Raw genomic sequence first — 20583 nt, 5'->3', positions numbered from 1 at the left:
ACTGGGGTTCAGAAAGATTTTTTGAATCGACGTATTTCATCTGCAAATTATGCATGAATATTTAAGATTCTTCGGTACAAATAATCAGCAAAAGGTAGATCATTTTTTGATTTATGAAAGAGATCTAGTATTAATATCATCGGAAGTAGGTGGTTTTGATTCTATAAAAAAATTCATGTTTATTGTGTGAAAAAGAAATTAAAGCACGAGATTATATTAAATCATGAATTCGAGTTTGTTCATAATTTATAAGCCCATAAAATTATGGATCGGCATAAGTAGAATTTTGATACTATTGTATAAACTAAGTATAAACTAAGTATAAACTAAGTATAAACTAAGTATAAACTAAGTATAAACCAAGTCTTCATTTTAAAGACCTAAAACAACTTGATACGGTTTAAACCCTTCAAGTACAGCTTCGGAAACCAACTGGATAAATGCTTCAGTTTTTCCATAAGCCATCCATTGATCTAGGGCCTCATAGTAGGCCAATCGGTTTTCAACTGTTATTACACAAGGAGGATAACCAGCTTTAATCAATTCGAGGTTCATCAATAGACGTGATGTACGGCCATTGCCATCAATGAATGGATGGATACCTACAAAATCAGCATGTACTTTGGCTGCACGTTCAATTGGATGCAGCTTATGTGCTTCACTATTATACCAGTCTACGAATTGAACCATCTTGTCATTTAATAACGTGTAATCAAGCGGGGTAGACGTCGCACCTGATATCAGGACATTTTGCTGACGATAACGTCCAGCATTATCATCATCAATATTTTTTAAGATAAGCTGATGGATATTACGAATTTGCCATTCAGAAAAAGGCTCCTCTTTCCGAATGATATCTTCAACATAGTAAATTGCATTTCTATGGTTGATCGCTTCGAAGTGTTCTCTTAATGCCTTTCCACCAACAGTAATACCTTCGAGTACTACTTTTGTTTCTAGCAGGGTGAGTGTATTGCCTTCAATTGCATTCGAATGATAGGTCCAGCGGACAATAAGATCTTCTTGTAAATTTTTAACAATTGATGGAGAAAGAGGGCGATGTTGATCTAATTTTTTCTTTAAATCATCAATAGTTTCAAACATAACCTTATCCCTGAATTTATCTTAGTCGATCATACATGAAAAAAGAAATATCAGAAATGTAGTGATATATCATTACATTTTGTATTGATTATAAAAGTAGTAATTGGATGGCTTTCAATATTCTAGACACGAGACAGCCTCATTTTGAAAACCCATTATTGTTCATTTCCCCATACGCCCATTGCATGCTGTAGATGACCAGTTTTGACATAAAGCGTTGCGCCTGATAGACCTGCCTGAAATTTAGCCGCACTATTGATGGGAAGACGGACCCATGAACCTACGGGATATATTTCAGTGCCGCAAAATAATTGACCTTTGATAATTAGCACTTCAATCCCTTGTTCTGATTTCTCTTCGAAAATCTGAGCAGGTTTTAGCTTTTCTAAATAGGTCTGTTCATGTTCCGATTGAAATAACGGGCATCTCATCCGATGTTTAGTAAGCTTCCAATTCGCTGGATCATTGGTATTAATTCGGGTGGGCTCTATCTCATGTTCGGTCATTTGCATCAGTTTCACAAAGATTAAACAACCAGCTTTACTGGAAACCTGATGAGTTGAATGATGGGGATTACGTAAATACCAGCCTGCCGGATAATCATCTTCAGCATTCTCTGTAAAAATGCCTGACAAGATAAGGACTTCTTCACCCAAAGGATGCTGATGTTCAGGAAAGGCAGATTCTGGCGCGTATTTCACAAGACTAGTTGCACGTGCTTTCTCATTGCCAATACGATCAAGCATCATTCTATCGACTTCACCTCCTGGAGATTTCACCCAATGGTAATCCTCTGGCTTGATGATGACGGGCTGTGAGAAGTCGGCATGAATAAACATAATGCTGTCCTGTAATGAAAAAACCTACGTATTTTAACGAGAATGCATAGGTTTATTTTAAAAGAAATAGCGATGAGTTATCTCACTGTTTCAGAAAAGATAAGCAGGTTAATAGCAGATATTACTCATTAAGCTATGCAATATTAATATTTTAGAGTTTAATCAACTGTGCTTTGTTTTTACATCAATGAGGAATGGCATGAGATATCAACCGCCTTATACGATCACCTCTAGAATTATTCACTTGATTGCACAAATTAGTGAATCAATAGGGCGTTTGACTGCATTAACCCAAATTCAAGATAGCCTTAAATTGCGAAAAGCAAATCGTATCCGAACGATTCAAGGGTCTTTAGCGATCGAAGGGAATACCTTGAGTACAGAGCAAATCACAGCGATCCTGAATGGCAAGACCATTATCGCGCCACCTAAAGAAGTTCAAGAAGTCCGTAATGCCCTAAAAGCATATGAAGAAATTCAAAATTGGAACCCTGATCAAGAAACACATTTGCTGAAAGCACATCAAATATTGATGACAGGACTGATTGATGAAATTGGACAGTATCGTCATGGCGGTGTTGGTGTGATGTCAGGGGATCGAGTCGTGCATATGGCTCCGCCTGCAAATCAAGTCCAGCGTTTAATGAGAGAGTTATTACAGTGGTTGGCTGAAGGTAATGAGCACCCATTAATTCAGAGTTCAGTATTTCATTATGAATTTGAGTTTATACATCCATTTGCTGATGGCAATGGGCGGATGGGGCGTTTATGGCAAACTTTAATCTTAAGCCAGTGGAATCCTATTTTTCTCAACATCCCTGTAGAAAGCTTGATTTATCAAAACCAAAAAGCTTATTACGATGCATTGCAAGCGAGCACAGATCGTTCAGATTCTGCACCTTTTATTGAGTTTATTTTGCAGATGATTCTAGATGCAATACTTAGTTCTGATGCCAGCGATCAAGATACCGCTCAAGCTAGCGTACAAGTTAGCGATCAAGTTAAACGTCTCATCCAGAATATGGAGCAGAAGGAATATAGCTTAGCTGAGCTTATGGCTCTATTAGACTTGTCCCATCGAGCAACATTCCAAAAAAATTATTTAACTCCAGCATTAGAAGCCGGTGTGATTGAACGCACCTTTCCTGATAAGCCTAAGAGTCCTAAGCAAAAGTACAAATTAAAAAATTGAACTATACTGAGGTGGATGTGATTATTAATATCATAATGAGCTAATTGTAATGTTATAATATTTCATTTATTTTTAGGTGTAATTTTCTGCTATAATGTCAGTACGCCACTTCAAATCCTGAATTCGGATTTGAACAAGATTTTAAAGTGATTCAATGCACTAAATCTAATTTAGGTCAAAATTGGGTCAATGAATTTTTTTATTCAATTAAAAAGCTTTAAAATAAATGAGTTAGGTTTTGAGTTCAATTGACGCTATCCGATCAGCAAAGATGAGAATTTGTATTATTTAATGAAATAAAATGAACTTTAAACAACATTTAAAATTTTTAATAAATAAGAGTAAAAGATTGATAACGATGACACAATCTGTCCATGTACCCACATAAATTTGCTTATTGATTGATGAAACAAAATAGTTCTACTCATGAGCGATTAGCTGATCGTTTAGCTAATATTTTGACCATGTTAAATATGGGGTCTCATTTGAGCTCTGCTTTGTTACACAAACCTATATCTAAGGCTTATTCCACAATATAATTTTCAAATGAATAAGCCTACACCTAAAATTTATCATACAACCACTTGGTCTTCATATAACCGAGCTCTCATTAATCATGTAAATATTGCCATTTGGTTTGATCCAGCTATGTAATGGTATGCTCAATCAAAAGGCAAACAAGGACGAAATCAAACCTACTCCGACGCTGCCATCCAATGCTGCTTAATGATTAAATCCTTATTCCGTCTATATTTACGTATGGTCACTGGCTTTGTGCAAAGTCTGATTAAAATTTGCGGATTAAATTGGATAGCCCCGAATTACACCACGCTTTGTAGAAGACAAAAGCATATTGATATTGTAATCAGCTACCAAAAAAGTAGCGATGGGCTGCATCTACTCATGGACTCTACAGGCATGAAGTTTCTAGGTGAGGGCGAATGGAAGCGCAAGAAACATGGACCTGAATATCGTCGCCAATGGCGTAAACTACATATTGGTATAGATGCCAAAACCCTGCAAATACGAGCAGTTCAGCTTACAACCAATAATGTCAGTGATTCCCAGGTGCTTGGTGATTTACTTAATCAGACTCCACAAGATGAGCGGATTGACTCTGTTTATACCGATGGAGCTTATGACACCAAGCAATGCCGTCAGGTCATTGCGGATCGGCAAGCGCATGCAATGATTCCACCTAGAAAAAATGCAAAGCCTTGGAAAGATCAGCAAGTCAGGTCTATAGAGCGAAATGAGTTATTGAAAACAGTCAAACTGCTAGGAAGGTCACTTTGGAAAAAGTGGTCTGGTAATCATCGTCGAAGTTTGGTGGAAACCAAGATGCATTGCATCAAATTATTAGGCGATAAATTAACAGCAAGGAGTTTTCCTAGTCAGGTGAATGAGATTCATGCACGCGTAGCAGTCTTGAACAAATTCACAGAATTGGGGCGCCCTCACACCCAAGTTGTCACTTGAATTTGGCTCAATTAGGATCGCTCTATCTTTCAAACCTTTATGCAACAAAGCCGGTTACTACTAAAAAACCAGAAAAAATAGGAGCTTATAGCTCCCATTTTTTGTTAGCTTTCTAAGTCCCTATGTTAATTTGAAGAATACTTCATCATAACGTCCGAATACAGCTATATTTTTTTGATTTCTACAATATCACTTGATTCAATTAGCGATTGGATATTACCAAATAAACTTTGAATATAATCAGACGCTATATGGATATCTAAATCCTCCCTGCTACGCCATTCTTCTAAGAAGAAATATCTACTTGAGTCATTTTCGCTAATATAAAGCTCATATTTCAAGCATCCTTCTTCTTGAAGCGTAGGCTCTATTACACTTTTTAAAAGCGCTTCTAACGTTTCTTTTTGATCTGATTTTGCCTTAAAGTTCGCAATTACTGAAATAGTCATTATTTCACCTTTAATTTGTTTTAGAAGTTTTCTAGTACAATTTTGCCTTTTGATTTACCTGATTCAAGCAACTTATGCGCCTTCTCCAAGTTTGCAGCGTTAATATTGCCTAGATTTTGGTTGAGCGTACTTCTAATTTTTTGCTGGTCAACTAATTGGGCAACCTGTTGCAACAGTTCACCTTGCTTTTCAATATCATCGGTTTCATACATTGAACGAGTAAACATCAACTCCCAATGGATAGAAATAGATTTAGTCTTAAACGGCATAATATCAAATGTTTGTGGATCATCGATCAATCCAAGCTTGCCTTGTGGTACAATCAGAGAAACTATTTGCTTGATATATGTTTCTGTATGATTTGTAGAGAATACGTATTTTGGTTTTGCAATGCCTAGTGTCTCGATTTGTGCATTTAAATCTTTGCTATGATCAATGACATGGTCGGCACCAAGTGATTCCACCCAAGATTTCGTTTCTTCACGTGAAGCTGTTGCTATAACGGTCAGATTTGTTTTTGCTTTTAGGAGTTGGATAGCGATTGATCCTACACCACCTGCACCACCAATAATTAAAATACTGCCAACTTCTGTTTCTGAAATTTGAAACCGATCAAACAGCATTTCCCATGCCGTTATTGCAGTTAATGGCAATGCTGCTGCTTCTGCATTAGATACTGTAATTGGTTTAAGACTGATAATTCGTTCATCGACTGCTTGAAACTCAGCATTACTACCATCTCGGGTTAAATCGCCAGCATACCAAACAGAATCTCCTACTTTAAACGAGGTAACTTTTGAGCCAACTTCAATAATTTCCCCAACGGCATCCCAACCTAAAATACGATTATTTGCTTCAGACGAATTTTTTCTCACTTTGGTATCAACTGGATTCACAGAGATTGCCTGAACTTTTACCAGTACATCACGCTCCTTAAGCGTAGGCTTCGCTTTTTCAATATCTACCAATGAATTTTTAAAATCATCATGGTTATTGATAACATACGATACGGCTTTCATAGATTTGTCCTTAACTTTAAAAATATAGTAAAAATGGGAGCGAGGTGCTCCCATTTTTTGTTATTCAATAATTAAAACTCTTGGCTCGTTGGGCGTAAAACAATTTCATTAATATCTACATCCGCAGGCTGTTCAATTGCATAAGCAATTGCTCGAGCGACTGAGTCAGCTGGTATGGCTTGTTTGTAGAAATCAGTAACAAACTCTGAACTTTCTTTATGAGAAGAACCGAATTTTAGTTCTGACTCAATTGCACCAGGCTCAATAGTAGTCGTTCTAATTGTTCCCCCAACTTCATGACGAAGTCCTTCAGAGATGGCTCTTACAGCAAACTTAGTACCGCTATAAACAGTACCTCCTGGACTAAATACTTTTATCCCTGCAACAGATGCGAGATTAATAAAGTGTCCAAAGTTTTGTTTTTGGAAAATAGGTAGGGTAGCTGCTATACCATAAAGAACACCTTTGATATTAATGTCGATCATACGATCCCATTCATCAACTTTTAGCTCACTTAATGGTGCAATAGACATTAATCCAGCATTGTTTACCAATACATCGATTTGACCAAATGCGCTTAATGCCTTTTCAATAAGTGCTTGTACTTCATGTGGTTTGGTTATATCCATACCAATAAATTCAGCTTGACCACCTTCAGCACGAATGTCGTGAACAATAGCCTCTAATTTTTCAGTACGTCTAGCACCAAGTACAACCTTTGCACCTTTTTTAGCAAGTAAGCGAGCAGTAGCTTCACCTAAACCACTACTTGCACCAGTGATAACAATAACTTTATTTTCTATATTATTCATACAAGTGCCCTTCAACCTATCTGTCAATCATATTTGATGGATTAAGTATTACAGCCTTGATAGGTATAATAAATGAATAATATTATCTTTCAGAATTCCTATTTACGGAATAATTACCAGACCACAGGATTGGACATGCAGAACAAATTGGAAATGATGCGTATCTTTTGTGTCGCAGCAGAGTCTCGAAATTTTAAAGAGGCAGCCACTCAGCTCGGTATTTCCCCGCAGCTAGTGACACGGGCAATAAAAGAGCTAGAAGAGCAGCGCGGAGAGATTCTGTTCTACAGGAGTACTCGACAAATTAAAATTACTGCTGATGGTGAGCGTTTGGCAAAGCAAGCACGTTTTGCGGTGGGATCCATTGATGCTCTGCTTGTAAAAGACACCAAGGAAAAACGAGATGAAATGCGTGGGACTGTCCGTCTTACTGTTTCGTCAGTGTTAGGGCGTAAATTGGTAGTACCTGCACTAGCAGAATTTGCCACACGTTACCCAGATATTGTCGTGGATTGTGTGCTAACAGATTCACACTCGGATGTGATCGATGAGCGGATAGATATCGGGATCAGATTTGGATTTTTGCCGGACAATCGATATGTGGCAAGGGAATTGGCTAAAGTGAACTTTTATTCTGTGGGTACGCCAGAGTTAATTGATAAGGTCGGAATGCCTAAAAAAATTATTGACCTTGATAAATACCCTCTAACAGCACTATTCGATCATAAAACAGGGCGTTACTGGCCATGGACATTCACCGAAAGTCGAAGCTTCACGCCATCAAAGCCTCGTTTTATTACAGATGATCTAGAAGCTGAATTTCAAGCTATTCTCGCTGGGGTTGGATTCGGACACATGCCTGGATTTCTAGTTTTGCCGTGGCTTAGGAGTGGTAAGCTCATTCAGATACTTCATGAGGAAACCTCTCCCGTTTGGCGCCTGTATTTATATCGTCCACAGCGGGGCCCGACACCTTTGCGAATCCGAGCATTGTTTGATTACTTAGCGGAAGTGTTGGGCCATATAGAAACCTGAATCAGATGGAACTAACCTTTTTTCTAGAAAGTAGAAATCAGATAAGACCATCATGTATTTAGAGTAACTACAATTTTTCCTATTTGCTGATTTGATTCAAGATAGCGCTGAGCGTCATGCATGTCCTCAAAGTTAAAGCAACAGTCGATCACTGGACGAAGATATCCTGCACCTATACTGCTAAGAATAAATCGTCTGGCTTGCTCCCTTAGAACAGGATCATGGAGAACCTCAAGGAACAAAAAACCTCGCATGGTTAAGCTCTTGCGTAATGCAACTTTAAGGGGAAATGGTGTGATCTCCGGGCTAAGTGCACCATGCATAACCATAGTTCCTCCCACAGACATCGCTTTTGCAATCTGTTCAATATGTGGCCCTCCTACAGCATCGAAGGCGACATCAAGATATTCTCCACCCAAACGTGAAACAAGCGCCTCATACAAATCTGGTTCATCTTCACTGGCTATAACATTTTTAACACCGAGATCCAGTAAACGTTGCTTTTTCTCTACCGTCTGTGTACTTGCAATGACCTTAGCACCCGCTGCTTCAGCTATCTGTATCGCAGCTAGTCCTACGCTACTTGAAGCTGCTGTGATCAAGATCGTTTTTCCTTTCGAAAGTCCACCAGCATGGATTACACCACCCCAAGCCGTCAAATACTGCATCCAGATTGAAGAAGCTTCTTCCCAGCTTAAACTATCGGGTTTGTGAACTAAAAAAGTTTCTGGAATCAGAAGCTTGTCCGCATATGTCCCATATTTGGCTAGATTGTCAGTCGGAAGAATCGATACTGCATCTCCTGGAGAAAATTGGCGTACACCTTCACCTATTGCCAGAACTATGCCTGCTCCCTCATATCCCAGACGAGAAGGGAATACTGCTTTTTGAATATAAGTACCACGCCGAAACATTACATCAGCCCGGTTGAGTCCGATCGTTTTCATCTGGATTAGAACTTCTCCTGCTGCTGGTAAAGCAACAGGAAGTGTTTCTAATGTCAGAACATCTGTATCTCCAATACTATTGAAGCGCCAAGTCTTGGCCTGAAGTGCGTTAAATGGCATCAATCACGACCTTAATATTGGCAGAGCGATCTTGAACAGCATCATGAGCCTCAATCGCTTGGTCTAGAGTAAAATGACGAGGATCAACAAGAGGACGCAGTTTACCTTCCTCAACAAGACGAGTCGCGATCTTAAGGATATCACCATGATGAGCACGGCGATTGCCTGTTAACATCGGCATTAGGACGAATACGCCAGACACTGTGGAACACCGTAGAGATGAACTCGCTAAATTATGATTACCAAATGCAGCACAGCTGGTAATGTGGCCATAGTGAGTTGTCATGGAAAGTGAAGCTTCGAGTACTGGACCACCCACAGTGTCGTAAACAATGTTAAAACCTTGACCCTCAGGGCTTGCAGCAATAATGTCATCGGAAGATGCTGTTGTGTAATCGAGAGGTGTTGCACCGAGTTCTGAAATCAGTGGTTGATCAGCTGTACGACCAGTCGCCCAAACATTTGCATCAAGTGATTTTGCAAGCTGAACAACCATATAACCAACGCCACCAGCACCACCCTGAACCAGTACAGTTTGCCCTGGTTGGACCTTCGCGTTATCCACTAAACCTTCCCAAGCGGTGAGGAACGTCAATGGTAGTACTGCTGCCTCGCGCATAGAGATATTCCGTGGCTTTAATGCAATCAGATCGGCATCTGCTACAACATATTCTGCTAAAGATCCTTGAAGACCACGAACGCCACCAATCAGACCGTAAACTTCATCTCCAACGTTGAAGTGGGTGACACCTTCACCAACAGCAGTTACAACCCCAGCCATATCTGTTCCCAACACGGCAGGAAGCTCTGGCATAGCATATGGTGCTTCACCAAGACGAATTTTATAATCAATAGGGTTTACACCACTAGCATGAATACGTACTAGAACTTGCCCAGCCTCTGGTTGAGGTATAGGGAGTTCTACACGTTTAAATTCATGATCACCAAAATTTTCTAGGATAAGAGCATTCATCATCTTATTCATAGTTGTTCCTTATTCTTAACTGGGGGATGATATGCACAGTACCAAAGTAAATTAATCCAATAAATGATATTTATAGGATTTGATAATTCCTAAATAATGAATAATAAATATCATCTGCTCACTAAAAATATTCTAGTACAGTCTGTAAAGGCAGTTTAATCTAAACTGTCGGTAGTATTTTCAAGGCTTGAAACGTTCAAAATATCTACAAAGTGGCTAAAATTTGAAACATAATTCTAAAAGGTCATAGCATTACAAAGAACATGAGCCAAAAAAAATGGGAGCTAAAAGTCCCATTTTTTTTGTGACTTTCGCATAAGCTCTATGATGTTAATTTAAAAAAACTAAAAACAGGGATAGAAAATTTTCGCTAAAGATCTTTTTAATTTTCGATTTATAAAAATTATTGCTTTTTTTATACTATGGGGTAGTATAGTATTAATGCTAGCTAATAAGGAGGTCTGATGCCTAATCAGGTTGAAGACAAAAAAAAGATTCTTCTACGCGTCAGAAAGATCAAAGGTCAGACGCAAGCGATTGAAAAAGCGTTAGAAGACAATGTGGAATGTGGTGCAATTCTGCAACAAATATGCTCTGTGCGTGGTGCTATTAATGGTTTGATGAATGAAATGTTGGAGGTTCATTTAAAGGACACTTTAGTATCAGGTGAAACCACAGAACAACAACGAAAAGAAGAATTGGCTGAAATCGCCAAGATTCTAAAATCATATTTAAAATAGATCTGTATAAGGAATTATTCCATGAAGTCACGTGCTGCCGTTGCGTTTGGTCCTGGTCAACCTCTTCAAATTGTTGAAGTTGATGTTGCACCACCGAAGAAAGGTGAAGTATTAATTAAGATCTCCCATACCGGTGTGTGTCATACAGACGCATTTACTTTATCTGGCGATGATCCTGAAGGTGTTTTTCCGGCTATTCTCGGGCATGAAGGTGCTGGTGTTGTAGTTGAGGTTGGTGAAGGCGTGACTAGCGTCAAACCAGGTGATCATGTTATTCCACTTTACACTGCTGAATGTGGCGAGTGCGTATTCTGTAAATCTGGAAAATCGAACTTGTGTATTTCTGTTCGCGAAACTCAAGGTAGAGGCGTAATGCCAGATGGTACCACTCGTTTTTCCTACAATGGTCAACCGATTTACCACTATATGGGCTGCTCAACGTTCAGTGAATACACTGTAGTGGCAGAAGTATCATTGGCTAAAATCAATCCTGAAGCCAATCACGAACATGTCTGCTTACTGGGTTGTGGTGTCACAACGGGTATCGGTGCAGTACACAACACGGCTAAAGTACAAGAAGGTGATAGTGTTGCGGTCTTTGGTTTAGGTGGTATTGGTTTGGCAGTCGTACAAGCCGCACGTCAAGCTAAAGCAGGACGTATTATTGTGGTTGACATGAATCCAGATAAATTTGCGCTGGCAAAAGAGTTTGGTGCAACGGACTTCTTGAACCCTAAAGACTACGACAAACCAATCCAGCAAGTCATTGTCGAAATGACTGGCTGGGGTGTAGATCATTCATTTGAATGTATTGGTAACGTGAATGTGATGCGTTCAGCCCTTGAAAGTGCACACCGTGGCTGGGGACAATCCGTAATTATTGGTGTAGCTGGCGCAGGTCAGGAAATCTCTACCCGTCCATTCCAACTGGTTACTGGTCGTAAATGGCTAGGTTCTGCCTTTGGTGGCGTAAAAGGTCGCTCGCAACTTCCAGGAATGGTTGAAGATGCAATGAAAGGTAAAATTCAATTAGAACCATTTGTGACACACACGATGGGTTTGGATCAGATCAATGAAGCCTTTGATCTAATGCATGAAGGAAAGTCGATTCGTACTGTAATTCATTACGAATAATTCCGTCAGACCTTATACTTTTCCATGCATGTGAATCATGATTGATATGCATGGAATCCTCTAAAACGGCACATTATCTGTAAAACCGATCTATCTGTGTAGGCATCGTGTATAGGTTCAACCAACCAGCCTACATTTTAAATCTTAATCACTATTCTCTGTGGAGAATGTCAGACTCTTTGTTTACTCGATTTCTCATGAAATCTTGCTCAACATAGGTAATTGATTATGGAAATAATTGAGAAACATGCTTCTTTTGGTGGATCGCAAGAAGTGTATCGCCATCAGTCAACAGCATTAAACTGTTCAATGAAATTCTCAATATATCTGCCACCTCATGACAAAGATGAGCGGTTGCCAGTTTTATATTGGTTATCAGGACTGACTTGCAACGAACAGAACTTTATTACTAAAGCCGGAGCACAAAAGTATGCGGCTGAACATAAAGTCATAATTGTTGCACCAGATACCAGTCCACGTGGAGAGGATGTACCAGATCATGCAGATTATGATTTAGGTCAAGGCGCAGGATTCTATGTAAATGCAACACAAGCACCCTGGTCACAGCATTTCAAGATGTATGATTATATTGTGGAAGAACTTAGAAATCTGATTGACCTGAATTTTCCGACCAACCAAGTCCAAAGCATTATGGGGCATAGCATGGGTGGTCATGGTGCATTAGTAATTGGTTTAAAAAACCCTGAGCTGTATAAAAGTATTTCTGCTTTTGCACCAATTGTTGCACCTAGCCAAGTACCTTGGGGGAAAAAGGCTTTCACACACTACCTAGGTGAAACCGAAACTTTATGGAAAAGCTATGATGCGATTGAATTAATCAAAAACGCTGAAGTTCATTTACCTATTTTAGTCGATCAGGGAACAGCTGATGATTTTCTTGAAGAACAGTTAAGGCCTAAGCTTCTGAGTGATATTTGTTTGGAACAAGAATATCCTCTTACACTTAACCTAAGAGAAGGCTATGACCATAGCTATTACTTCATTGCGAGCTTTATAGAGAAACATATAGAGTTTCACAGCAAATTCCTAGCAAAATAACTTTCATAGATATGAGGATATACATGTTGTTCTTGAATGCTTCTTGAGCAATATAATTTCCAGATGAAGAGGTCAGCTTATAAATCTAAGGACGAATCAATTGATCCTTATATAACTAAGATTGAATTTAATCATCTCATATCTTGATTTTTTGATTCAAATGTTAATGATCTTAACTTGAATAAATTCATAGCATTATGTCGAAATAAACATCCAAATTTTGGCTCTGCTATGGAAAATTGTTTTTAACCTTTGTACAACAAAACTTTCTGACATGCATACATTAGCAATGACAGAATCAGTTTGAATTTTAATCAATTGTGGAGTTTTAGTCATGCTTAAAACAGCTTTATATGTCCGTCTTGAAGCTAAACCGGGTAAAGAAGACGAAGTGGAAGCTTTCCTTAAAGCCGGTTTACCTATTGTAATGGAAGAACCTGCGACAGTTGCGTGGTTTGGCCTACGTCTTGGACCTACAACATTTGGTATTTTTGATGCATTTCCTGATGAGGCGGGTCGCCAAGCACATTTATCTGGCAAGGTTGCAGCTGCTTTGATGGCTCAGGCCGATGAGCTATTTTCAGAGCCACCGTCTATTGAAAAAGTAGATGTTTTGGCTAGTAAACTACCAGCTCATACCGACGCTTAAATGTATGAGGGTGCTGCCTGAAATTTTGAATGAAAGGTAGCACTTCAACCCTGTGAGGTTTGTCAGAGGTTTTTTATTCAAGTTGGGCTAATTTATTTAATGGCTTAATCTCATCATTTACATGGGTCAATATCCAAAACAGGGTAGGGTAAATATACGAATGCAACTATTTACATGCTTTATATTGAACCAATCTATCTAATTTACTGTCGCATTTGTACATCTGCTAAACCCTGCCAATCTGCTTTTAAAATATTTAATCATCGTTATTTTGTATGAGTCATTCACTGTTTTAGCCAATGCGTTCACGACCATGTCAGTAGTCATACATGTTGATACCTTCCATACAACAATCGCTCGTGAAAATACATCAATAATAAAAGTGTTATAGAACAAGCCTGAATGTGTTTAACCATCACTAAAGTCGCCAAGCTGAAATAATTTTTATAAAAATAGACGACTGGTCTATTTTTATGTATAGTTAGCACATGGTGCAGTCAAAAGCCGCAGTGTTGTCCAATTTTTTTAAAGTTTATTTGATGAATAACGGTGGTTTTTCAAATCAATTAGTTGATCATCCTAGGATAAAAATATGCTGAATTTTAACTTTTATAATCCGACCCGCATTATTTTTGGTGGCGATACAATAGCTAAAATCAATGACTATGTGCCTACAGAAGCAAAAGTATTAATGTTGTTTGGTGGTGAAAGTGCACGTAAGAATGGTACTTTAGCTGAAGTGCGTGAAGCATTAGGTGCAAGAGAAATTCATGAATTTGGCGGAATTGAGCCGAATCCGAGTTATGAAACCCTCATGAAAGCTGTAGAGCTGATTCGTGAACAAAAGATTGATTTCTTAATGGCTGTCGGTGGTGGATCGGTAATTGATGGTACTAAATTTATTGCAGCAGCAGTCAATTATACAGGGGATGCATGGGAGATTTTAGAAACCCATGGTACTAAAATTACCCAAGCTTTGCCTTTTGCGAGTGTACTCACCCTTCCAGCAACTGGTTCAGAAATGAATAGCGGTGGGGTAGTCACCAGAAAATCGACCCAAGCCAAATTGTCATTTAGCAGTCCCTATGTTTTTCCACAATTTTCCGTACTCGATCCGAATAAAACTTTTAGCTTGCCGACGCGCCAGTTGGCTAATGGCGTGGTCGATGCATTTATTCATGTCATGGAACAGTACTTAACTTACCCTGTGAATGCACAAGTACAAGATCGTTTTGCCGAAGGTCTATTGCAAACTCTGATTGAGATTGGACCGAAAATCTTGGACGATTCAGCAGATTATGACACGCGTGCGAATTTGATGTGGGCTGCTAGCATGGCACTGAATGGGCTGATTGGAGCTGGTGTACCACAAGATTGGTCAACCCATTTGATTGGACATGAGCTCACGGCTTTAGATGGTATTGATCATGCTCGTACCTTGGCCATTGTGTTGCCGGCCAATCTACAAGTGCGTCGTCAAGAGAAGCGAGAAAAATTACTACAGTATGCAGCTCGTGTCTGGCAGATTGTCGAAGGTGATGAAGAACAACGTATTGATACTGCTATTGCTCGTACTCGAGCCTTCTTTGAGCAACTTGGATTGCCGACTCGTCTTAGCGATTATGGACTGGGGGAGACAGATATTGAGATCATCATTACGCAACTTAAATCACATAATCTGACACAGCTAGGTGAACATAAAAATGTTTCATTAGAGATCAGTCGCCAAATTCTTGAGATGAGCATCTAAGCTAAATGCGCGTATCTGGCATGCTCTGACCCTGTAACAATGCTCCTCAATCATGAAAATTATCGGAGAAATAACATGAAAATTTTAATCGTTTTAACCTCACATGATCAACTTGGCAATACTGGTAAGAAAACAGGTTTCTGGCTAGAAGAACTTGCTGCACCGTATTACACCTTTATTGACTCTGGTGCTGAAGTTACGCTGGCGTCGCCTCAAGGTGGGCAGCCACCACTAGATCCGAAAAGTAATTTAGCCGATGCTCAAACTGAAACCACTCATCGTTTTGAAGCAGATCCAACTGCAATGCAAGCATTAACACAGACGCATAAACTTAGCGAAATTTCTGTAGCTGATTATGATGCAGTGTTTTATCCAGGCGGGCATGGCCCATTGTGGGATTTAGCAGAAGATCCGATTTCAATTTCTCTGATTGAACAGGCGATTCAGTCTGGCAAACCTGTTGCAGCAGTGTGTCATGCCCCGGGTGTTCTTCGTCATGTGAAAGCGAGTAATGGAGCGCCTTTAGTTAGCGGTAAATTAGTGACTGGTTTCACCAATACTGAAGAGGCCGCTGTAGGTTTGACTGAAATTGTACCATTTTTAGTCGAAGACATGCTTAAACAAAACGGTGGTCATTATTCTAAAGTGGATGATTGGCAAGTATATGTTCAAGTAGATGGCTTGCTGGTTACTGGACAAAATCCAGCCTCTTCTGCTGCAACCGCTACAGCATTACTTCAATTGTTGAAATAAAGAGTAGCTAGTGTCTGTTGTGGTGCTTAGCAGTGAATAAAACTTCTGACTCTGAGCAACTGGCGCAATAAGCAAAATAACCCTCATTTAATGGTGAAGGGCCTGAGTGAATAGCTTTCCTTCCTTTATTTTTCTATATACAGGAAGGATGGGTATTTAATTTAGATCAATTAAGTCATGACGACTTGGATACAGTGAAATGAAAGACAGTAAACTTTTTCAAAATTTAAGCTTAGGCTCTTATGCTTTGCAAAACCGTATTGTATTGCCACCATTAACGCGGTCGCGTAGTACTCAGCCAGGGAATATTCCAAATGAACTGATGGCAAACTATTATCAACAGCGTGCCGGGGCAGGATTTATGGTCACCGAAGGTACGCAAATCGAGCCACGTGGTCAAGGCTATGCTTGGACTCCCGGTATTTACAGCCCTGAACAGATTGCTGGATGGCGTAAAGTGACGGAAGCAGTGCATGCTAAAGGAGGCATTATTTTTGCACAACTTTGGCATGTTGGGCGTGTTTCACATACATCTTTGCAACCCGATCATGCATCACCGGTCGCGCCTTCGGCTATTAAGGCTGATAGTAATGTTAAAGTCTTTATTGAGACCGGGCCCAATGCAGGTGCCTTGGCTGATCCTTCAATGCCACGTGCTTTAAGCAATGCAGAAGTTAAAGAATTAGTGCAACTCTATGCTCAAGCTGCACGCAATGCCTTGGCTGCTGGTTTTGATGGGGTTGAAATTCATTGTGCAAATGGTTATTTGGTAAATCAATTTATCTCTGCACATAGTAACCACCGTGAAGATGAATATGGTGGATCATTAAACAATCGTTTGCGTTTTTTACGTGAAGTAGTAGAGGCAGTTGCTGAGGTGGTTGGTGCAGATCGCTTAGGAGTGCGTTTTGCCCCGCTATTTGAAAGTACAGAGGAAGATCGTGTTTACATGGGGTTAGTTGAAGATGATCCACATGTGACCTATATTGAGGCCATAAAGATACTTGAAGAAGTTGGGATTGCCTATTTATCTATTGCAGAAGCTGATTGGGATAATGCACCAGAACTTCCTCATGATTTTCGTAAAGATGTCAGAGACACTTTCAGTGGTCGGATTATTTATGCAGGTCGATATACGGCAGAAAGAGGGACTCGAATTTTAGAGGCAGGGCTGGCCGATTTAATTGCATTTGGACGCCCATTTATTGCGAATCCAGATTTACCCGATCGCATCGCCAATGGTTGGCCATTGAATGCAGTAGATGCAAGTACTATGTATGGTGGGACGGAAAAAGGCTATATTGATTATCCAGCTTACGCAGATTAATCTCGACTAAGTGAGTTATTTTGCCAACCTTTGTGGTTGGCAAAATAAGAACTTAGGATTGCTGTTGCCAGCATAACTTCTTCTTAAAACAAATTCTTAAAATTTTTTAGCTGTGTAATGAGCCAACCTGCCAGTGGGAAAGAAATTAGTTGCGTTACTGGCACTAATACTATGACTTCAATCAACACCATCATCGGGAAACTTTGATGCTCAGTAATTGGCTTTAATAAAGTGAGTACCAGTAATAGTGTGGGATATAAGCCTAAATAACCAACTAAAATACGAGTCATGAGGCCTTTAGAAGGAGAATTCATTGTGCGCTATACTCATGGATTGTAAATTGATCTAATAGCAACACAATAATAGGTAATCATTGGACTGCTATCATGAATTATTAATTATGTAGTTGATATTTAATTTTTATGAATCTTCACTTTTTAATAGAAATTTAGTTGCTCTCAGAGCTTGATGTAATGGTGTTTTATCTTTTTGCAACTTACTCAGTAATGCTGCACCTAACCACATTTGGTAAAGTACTTGTGCCAAAGTAGAGGCCTCGGTATCTGCTTGGATAGACTGATCCTGTTTTCCCAAATCAATTAAAGCAGCAATACGTTGGATTACATCATCGACGCCAGCGGACATAATCGAGCGCATATCTTCAGATAGATCGGCAACTTCTGCGGCAAGTTTCACAATTAAACAGCTATCCGCCCAACCACACTGTGTTTCAGGATCTTCTATCCATAAATTAAAATACTCAATCAGCTTTTGATAAGGAGATTTATCACTACGCCATACATCATTTAAACGGACTTGGTAATTATCTACATAATGCTGTACCAATTCACATCCGAAAGCTTCCTTGGATTGGAAATAATGATAAAACGAGCCTTTAGGGATCTCACAGCTCTGTAAAATTTCCTGTAATCCTACACCGGTAAAACCTTTATGCAAAATCAGGTCTGAACTAGTGTTAAGAATGTGTAAGCGCTTCGCTTCAGACTTTTTAATAGGAGTAGGCTTCATATTAATTATTTACTCTATTGTAAAAAATAGACCAGTCGTATTGTTTTTTATTATAACTCATCTACAATGGATGTAAAGAAATTTTAATCATAATTTTGATTGTGAAGAGAAATACTTTTAAATAAAACATGGAGTTATATGTGTGAGAACAGTTATTAATCAACGCATCGTTTTAGCTAAACGGCCAGTGGGTGAGCCAAAACACAGCGATTTTCGTATTGAGCAAGTTGAGCTCAATGAACTTAAACAAGGCGAGATATTGTTAAAAACCATTTACTTGTCACTCGATCCTTATATGCGTGGTCGCATGAGTGATGCTCCTTCATATGCAGCACCGGTTGAAATTGGCGAAGTGATGGTCGGTGGAACAGTCAGTCAAGTGGTGGCCTCTAAAAACCCAAAATTCAAAGAAGGCGAGTGGGTTCTTTCAGGAAATGGCTGGCAGGGCTACGCAATTTCTAATGGGACTGCATGTCAAAGCTTAGGTATGCAACCTGAACATCCATCTTGGGCATTGGGTATTTTGGGAATGCCAGGATTTACTGCTTATATGGGGTTGTTGGACATTGGTCAGCCTAAAGCCGGTGAAACTTTAGTCGTTGCAGCTGCAACGGGACCTGTTGGTGCTACGGTTGGACAGATTGGCAAACTTAAAGGTTGTCGCGTGGTTGGCGTCGCAGGTGGGCCTGAAAAATGTCGTTATGCAGTAGAAGAACTCGGCTTCGACGCTTGTATCAATCATCATGATGAAAATTTTGCAGAACAATTACAACAAGCAGTTCCCAACGGTATAGATATTTATTATGAGAATGTAGGGGGTAAAGTGTTTGATGCGGTATGGCCATTGCTTAACTCTGCGGCACGTGTACCGGTGTGTGGTGTGGTTTCCCAGTATAACGCTACCGAGCAAGCACAAGGGCCAGACCGTTTACCGAGCTTTATCTCCACCCTTTTAAGAAAGCGTATTCGCATGCAAGGCTTTATTATTTTTGATGATTATGGCAGTCAGTATCCGGAATTCAATCAGCAAATGTCTGAATGGTTGAAAGACGGAAAAATCAAATATAAAGAGCATATGGTGCAAGGTTTAGATAACACGATCAATGCTTTCAATGGTATGTTGAAAGGCGAAAACTTTGGCAAAGTGGTTGTAAAAATTTAAAAAAATAGGAATTATCATGATCACACTACATCATTTAGATCAATCACGTTCTTTTCGTATTTTGTGGTTACTTGAAGAAATCAAGCAGCCCTATGAGCTGAAACGCTATTATCGTGACTCAAGCACGCATTTGGCCCCTGACTCTTTAAAAACCATTCACCCTTTAGGGAAATCTCCAGTATTAGAATGGGATGGCAAAGTTATTGCAGAGTCAGGCGCAATCGTTGAGTTATTAATTCAGAAACTTGCGCCGCATTTAGCACCAGATATGGATGAATCTACCTATGTCGATTATCTACAGTGGATTCATTTCTCAGAAAGCTCTGCCATGCTTCCATTTTTATTAAAAACGTTTAATGCGATAGAAACCAAGCAGGGCACGAAGTTGGTATTTCTAGAAAATTATACTCAAGTTGAGTTCGATAAAGTATTTAGCTATTTAAATGAATATTTAAAAGATAAAGAATTTCTAGCGGCAGACCGTTTAACCGGTGCTGACTTTATGATGGGCTTTGGACTACATGCTTTAGTTCATCATATGGGACAAGGTGAAAATTATCCCCATATCCAACGTTATGTAGCAGGTTTAAGCCAACTACCTAGCTGGCAAGCCGCAGTACAAATTGAACAAAATGGTGTGAAAAGTCAAAAATAGCAAGATTGATTTTTTAAAGGCAATTTAGAAAAAGAATCGTGATTGTCAAGTACAGCTAGTTATAAAATAAGCTGACACTTATTTAAATTAAACGCCTAATGAATTTCATCGGGCGTTCTCTATTTTAAAGATAAGGAATTACCACTATTTAAGGGCTTTGTTGCACAAACCTATCTCTAAAGGCTTATTCCACAATATAATTCTCAAATGAATAAGTCCACACCTAAAATCTATCGTACAACCAATTGGTCTTCTTATAACAGTGCATTAATAAATCGAGGAAATCTCTCAATTTGGTTTGATCCCAAGACGCAATGGTACGCTCAACCCAAAGGTAAACATGG

20 protein-coding genes and 3 pseudogenes are annotated in these 20583 nt (G+C 39.3%); 13 read left to right on the top strand and 10 right to left on the bottom strand.

What is annotated here, in order from left to right; genetic code table 11:
- Positions 1-372: 372 nt before the first annotated feature.
- On the bottom strand, positions 373-1104 hold the full coding sequence (locus MF4642_RS15280) for a Fic family protein (protein WP_078426751.1): 732 nt from the start codon (positions 1102-1104) through the stop codon (positions 373-375).
- Between the two features lie 155 nt (positions 1105-1259).
- Positions 1260-1943 (bottom strand): cupin domain-containing protein, encoded by a 684-nt coding sequence (locus tag MF4642_RS15275; protein WP_078426750.1) that lies wholly within the window; start codon positions 1941-1943, stop codon positions 1260-1262.
- A gap of 199 nt (positions 1944-2142) precedes the next feature.
- On the opposite strand from MF4642_RS15275, the gene MF4642_RS15270 reads away from it, so the two are divergent.
- On the top strand, positions 2143-3135 hold the full coding sequence (locus MF4642_RS15270) for a Fic family protein (RefSeq protein ID WP_078426749.1): 993 nt from the start codon (positions 2143-2145) through the stop codon (positions 3133-3135).
- Between the two features lie 546 nt (positions 3136-3681).
- Positions 3682-4614, top strand: a pseudogene (locus MF4642_RS15265) (IS5 family transposase).
- A gap of 164 nt (positions 4615-4778) precedes the next feature.
- On the opposite strand, the gene MF4642_RS15260 reads toward MF4642_RS15265, so the two are convergent.
- The 3 genes from MF4642_RS15260 to MF4642_RS15250 all read right to left on the bottom strand — a co-directional run bounded on the left by MF4642_RS15260 (position 4779) and on the right by MF4642_RS15250 (position 6894).
- A complete protein-coding gene (locus MF4642_RS15260) occupies positions 4779-5063 on the bottom strand; it encodes a putative quinol monooxygenase (protein WP_004647742.1) in 285 nt (94 codons plus the stop codon).
- 20 nt (positions 5064-5083) lie between these two features.
- Positions 5084-6082: a zinc-binding alcohol dehydrogenase family protein gene (locus MF4642_RS15255; protein WP_004647741.1), complete on the bottom strand. Its 999-nt coding sequence runs from the start codon at positions 6080-6082 to the stop codon at positions 5084-5086.
- Between the two features lie 71 nt (positions 6083-6153).
- Positions 6154-6894 (bottom strand): SDR family oxidoreductase, encoded by a 741-nt coding sequence (locus MF4642_RS15250; protein WP_078426748.1) that lies wholly within the window; start codon positions 6892-6894, stop codon positions 6154-6156.
- Positions 6895-7029: 135 nt separating this feature from the next.
- On the opposite strand from MF4642_RS15250, the gene MF4642_RS15245 reads away from it, so the two are divergent.
- Positions 7030-7929 carry a LysR family transcriptional regulator gene (locus MF4642_RS15245; protein WP_004647738.1) on the top strand — a complete coding sequence of 300 codons (900 nt, stop codon included), beginning with the start codon at positions 7030-7032 and terminating at the stop codon, positions 7927-7929.
- Positions 7930-7979: 50 nt separating this feature from the next.
- On the opposite strand, the gene MF4642_RS15240 is transcribed toward MF4642_RS15245, so the two are convergent.
- Together MF4642_RS15240 and MF4642_RS15235 are read right to left on the bottom strand one after the other, a co-directional pair.
- Positions 7980-8996 (bottom strand): zinc-dependent alcohol dehydrogenase family protein, encoded by a 1017-nt coding sequence (locus tag MF4642_RS15240; RefSeq protein WP_078426747.1) that lies wholly within the window; start codon positions 8994-8996, stop codon positions 7980-7982.
- Positions 8986-9981: a zinc-dependent alcohol dehydrogenase family protein gene (locus tag MF4642_RS15235; protein ID WP_078426746.1), complete on the bottom strand. Its 996-nt coding sequence runs from the start codon at positions 9979-9981 to the stop codon at positions 8986-8988. The genes MF4642_RS15240 and MF4642_RS15235 overlap by 11 nt, the downstream gene beginning before the upstream one ends.
- A 464-nt stretch (positions 9982-10445) precedes the next feature.
- On the opposite strand from MF4642_RS15235, the gene MF4642_RS15230 reads away from it, so the two are divergent.
- The 4 genes from MF4642_RS15230 to MF4642_RS15215 all read left to right on the top strand — a co-directional run bounded on the left by MF4642_RS15230 (position 10446) and on the right by MF4642_RS15215 (position 13563).
- Positions 10446-10721 carry a metal/formaldehyde-sensitive transcriptional repressor gene (locus MF4642_RS15230; RefSeq protein ID WP_001133624.1) on the top strand — a complete coding sequence of 92 codons (276 nt, stop codon included), beginning with the start codon at positions 10446-10448 and terminating at the stop codon, positions 10719-10721.
- Positions 10722-10742: 21 nt separating this feature from the next.
- Positions 10743-11855, top strand: coding sequence for an S-(hydroxymethyl)glutathione dehydrogenase/class III alcohol dehydrogenase (locus MF4642_RS15225; RefSeq protein ID WP_004281842.1), 1113 nt, complete (start codon positions 10743-10745; stop codon positions 11853-11855).
- 228 nt (positions 11856-12083) lie between these two features.
- Positions 12084-12914: an S-formylglutathione hydrolase gene (fghA, locus tag MF4642_RS15220; RefSeq protein WP_004682262.1), complete on the top strand. Its 831-nt coding sequence runs from the start codon at positions 12084-12086 to the stop codon at positions 12912-12914.
- A 334-nt stretch (positions 12915-13248) separates the two neighbouring features.
- The gene (locus MF4642_RS15215; protein ID WP_004812141.1) at positions 13249-13563 is read left to right on the top strand and encodes a putative quinol monooxygenase; all 315 of its coding nucleotides are present in this window, start codon (positions 13249-13251) and stop codon (positions 13561-13563) included.
- Between the two features lie 73 nt (positions 13564-13636).
- Here MF4642_RS15215 and MF4642_RS17225 read toward each other — a convergent pair.
- A pseudogene (locus tag MF4642_RS17225) lies at positions 13637-13971 on the bottom strand (IS3 family transposase); the annotation flags it as partial.
- Positions 13972-14155: 184 nt separating this feature from the next.
- Here MF4642_RS17225 and MF4642_RS15210 point away from each other — a divergent pair.
- The 3 genes from MF4642_RS15210 (at position 14156) to MF4642_RS15200 (ending at position 17393) form a co-directional block, all read left to right on the top strand.
- The gene (locus MF4642_RS15210) at positions 14156-15313 is read left to right on the top strand and encodes an iron-containing alcohol dehydrogenase (RefSeq protein ID WP_078426745.1); all 1158 of its coding nucleotides are present in this window, start codon (positions 14156-14158) and stop codon (positions 15311-15313) included.
- 75 nt (positions 15314-15388) lie between these two features.
- A complete protein-coding gene (locus MF4642_RS15205) occupies positions 15389-16066 on the top strand; it encodes a type 1 glutamine amidotransferase domain-containing protein (RefSeq protein WP_078426744.1) in 678 nt (225 codons plus the stop codon).
- A gap of 199 nt (positions 16067-16265) precedes the next feature.
- Positions 16266-17393 carry an alkene reductase gene (locus MF4642_RS15200; protein ID WP_078426743.1) on the top strand — a complete coding sequence of 376 codons (1128 nt, stop codon included), beginning with the start codon at positions 16266-16268 and terminating at the stop codon, positions 17391-17393.
- Between the two features lie 83 nt (positions 17394-17476).
- Here MF4642_RS15200 and MF4642_RS15195 read toward each other — a convergent pair whose 3' ends face one another.
- On the bottom strand, positions 17477-17707 hold the full coding sequence (locus MF4642_RS15195; protein ID WP_005400049.1) for a hypothetical protein: 231 nt from the start codon (positions 17705-17707) through the stop codon (positions 17477-17479).
- A 106-nt stretch (positions 17708-17813) separates the two neighbouring features.
- On the bottom strand, positions 17814-18422 hold the full coding sequence (locus tag MF4642_RS15190; protein WP_004281836.1) for a TetR/AcrR family transcriptional regulator: 609 nt from the start codon (positions 18420-18422) through the stop codon (positions 17814-17816).
- A 142-nt stretch (positions 18423-18564) separates the two neighbouring features.
- Between MF4642_RS15190 and MF4642_RS15185 the strand changes: the two genes are divergently transcribed.
- The 3 genes and pseudogenes from MF4642_RS15185 to MF4642_RS16755 form a co-directional block, all read left to right on the top strand.
- Positions 18565-19584 carry an NADP-dependent oxidoreductase gene (locus MF4642_RS15185; protein WP_078426742.1) on the top strand — a complete coding sequence of 340 codons (1020 nt, stop codon included), beginning with the start codon at positions 18565-18567 and terminating at the stop codon, positions 19582-19584.
- 16 nt (positions 19585-19600) lie between these two features.
- Positions 19601-20239, top strand: coding sequence for a glutathione S-transferase family protein (locus tag MF4642_RS15180; RefSeq protein WP_078426741.1), 639 nt, complete (start codon positions 19601-19603; stop codon positions 20237-20239).
- A gap of 207 nt (positions 20240-20446) precedes the next feature.
- Positions 20447-20583 (top strand): annotated as a pseudogene (locus tag MF4642_RS16755) (IS5/IS1182 family transposase); the annotation flags it as partial.

The organism is Acinetobacter sp. MF4642 (assembly GCF_002018925.1).
GTDB classification, from domain to species: domain Bacteria; phylum Pseudomonadota; class Gammaproteobacteria; order Pseudomonadales; family Moraxellaceae; genus Acinetobacter; species Acinetobacter johnsonii.
This window is presented reverse-complemented; position numbering and strand designations above follow the sequence as displayed.

What these genes read in the sequence shown, in the direction of transcription:
- MF4642_RS15195 (WP_005400049.1), bottom strand. Translation starts at nt 17,707, where the DNA reads ATGAATTCTCCTTCTAAAGGCCTCATGACTCGTATTTTAGTTGGTTAT.
- MF4642_RS15205 (WP_078426744.1), top strand. Translation starts at nt 15,389, where the DNA reads ATGAAAATTTTAATCGTTTTAACCTCACATGATCAACTTGGCAATACT.
- MF4642_RS15210 (WP_078426745.1), top strand. Translation starts at nt 14,156, where the DNA reads ATGCTGAATTTTAACTTTTATAATCCGACCCGCATTATTTTTGGTGGC.
- MF4642_RS15235 (WP_078426746.1), bottom strand. Translation starts at nt 9,981, where the DNA reads ATGAATAAGATGATGAATGCTCTTATCCTAGAAAATTTTGGTGATCAT.
- MF4642_RS15230 (WP_001133624.1), top strand. Translation starts at nt 10,446, where the DNA reads ATGCCTAATCAGGTTGAAGACAAAAAAAAGATTCTTCTACGCGTCAGA.
- MF4642_RS15245 (WP_004647738.1), top strand. Translation starts at nt 7,030, where the DNA reads ATGCAGAACAAATTGGAAATGATGCGTATCTTTTGTGTCGCAGCAGAG.
- MF4642_RS15180 (WP_078426741.1), top strand. Translation starts at nt 19,601, where the DNA reads ATGATCACACTACATCATTTAGATCAATCACGTTCTTTTCGTATTTTG.
- MF4642_RS15215 (WP_004812141.1), top strand. Translation starts at nt 13,249, where the DNA reads ATGCTTAAAACAGCTTTATATGTCCGTCTTGAAGCTAAACCGGGTAAA.
- MF4642_RS15250 (WP_078426748.1), bottom strand. Translation starts at nt 6,894, where the DNA reads ATGAATAATATAGAAAATAAAGTTATTGTTATCACTGGTGCAAGTAGT.
- MF4642_RS15260 (WP_004647742.1), bottom strand. Translation starts at nt 5,063, where the DNA reads ATGACTATTTCAGTAATTGCGAACTTTAAGGCAAAATCAGATCAAAAA.
- MF4642_RS15275 (WP_078426750.1), bottom strand. Translation starts at nt 1,943, where the DNA reads ATGTTTATTCATGCCGACTTCTCACAGCCCGTCATCATCAAGCCAGAG.
- MF4642_RS15190 (WP_004281836.1), bottom strand. Translation starts at nt 18,422, where the DNA reads ATGAAGCCTACTCCTATTAAAAAGTCTGAAGCGAAGCGCTTACACATT.
- MF4642_RS15280 (WP_078426751.1), bottom strand. Translation starts at nt 1,104, where the DNA reads ATGTTTGAAACTATTGATGATTTAAAGAAAAAATTAGATCAACATCGC.
- MF4642_RS15225 (WP_004281842.1), top strand. Translation starts at nt 10,743, where the DNA reads ATGAAGTCACGTGCTGCCGTTGCGTTTGGTCCTGGTCAACCTCTTCAA.
- fghA (WP_004682262.1), top strand. Translation starts at nt 12,084, where the DNA reads ATGGAAATAATTGAGAAACATGCTTCTTTTGGTGGATCGCAAGAAGTG.
- MF4642_RS15200 (WP_078426743.1), top strand. Translation starts at nt 16,266, where the DNA reads ATGAAAGACAGTAAACTTTTTCAAAATTTAAGCTTAGGCTCTTATGCT.
- MF4642_RS15255 (WP_004647741.1), bottom strand. Translation starts at nt 6,082, where the DNA reads ATGAAAGCCGTATCGTATGTTATCAATAACCATGATGATTTTAAAAAT.
- MF4642_RS15270 (WP_078426749.1), top strand. Translation starts at nt 2,143, where the DNA reads ATGAGATATCAACCGCCTTATACGATCACCTCTAGAATTATTCACTTG.
- MF4642_RS15240 (WP_078426747.1), bottom strand. Translation starts at nt 8,996, where the DNA reads ATGCCATTTAACGCACTTCAGGCCAAGACTTGGCGCTTCAATAGTATT.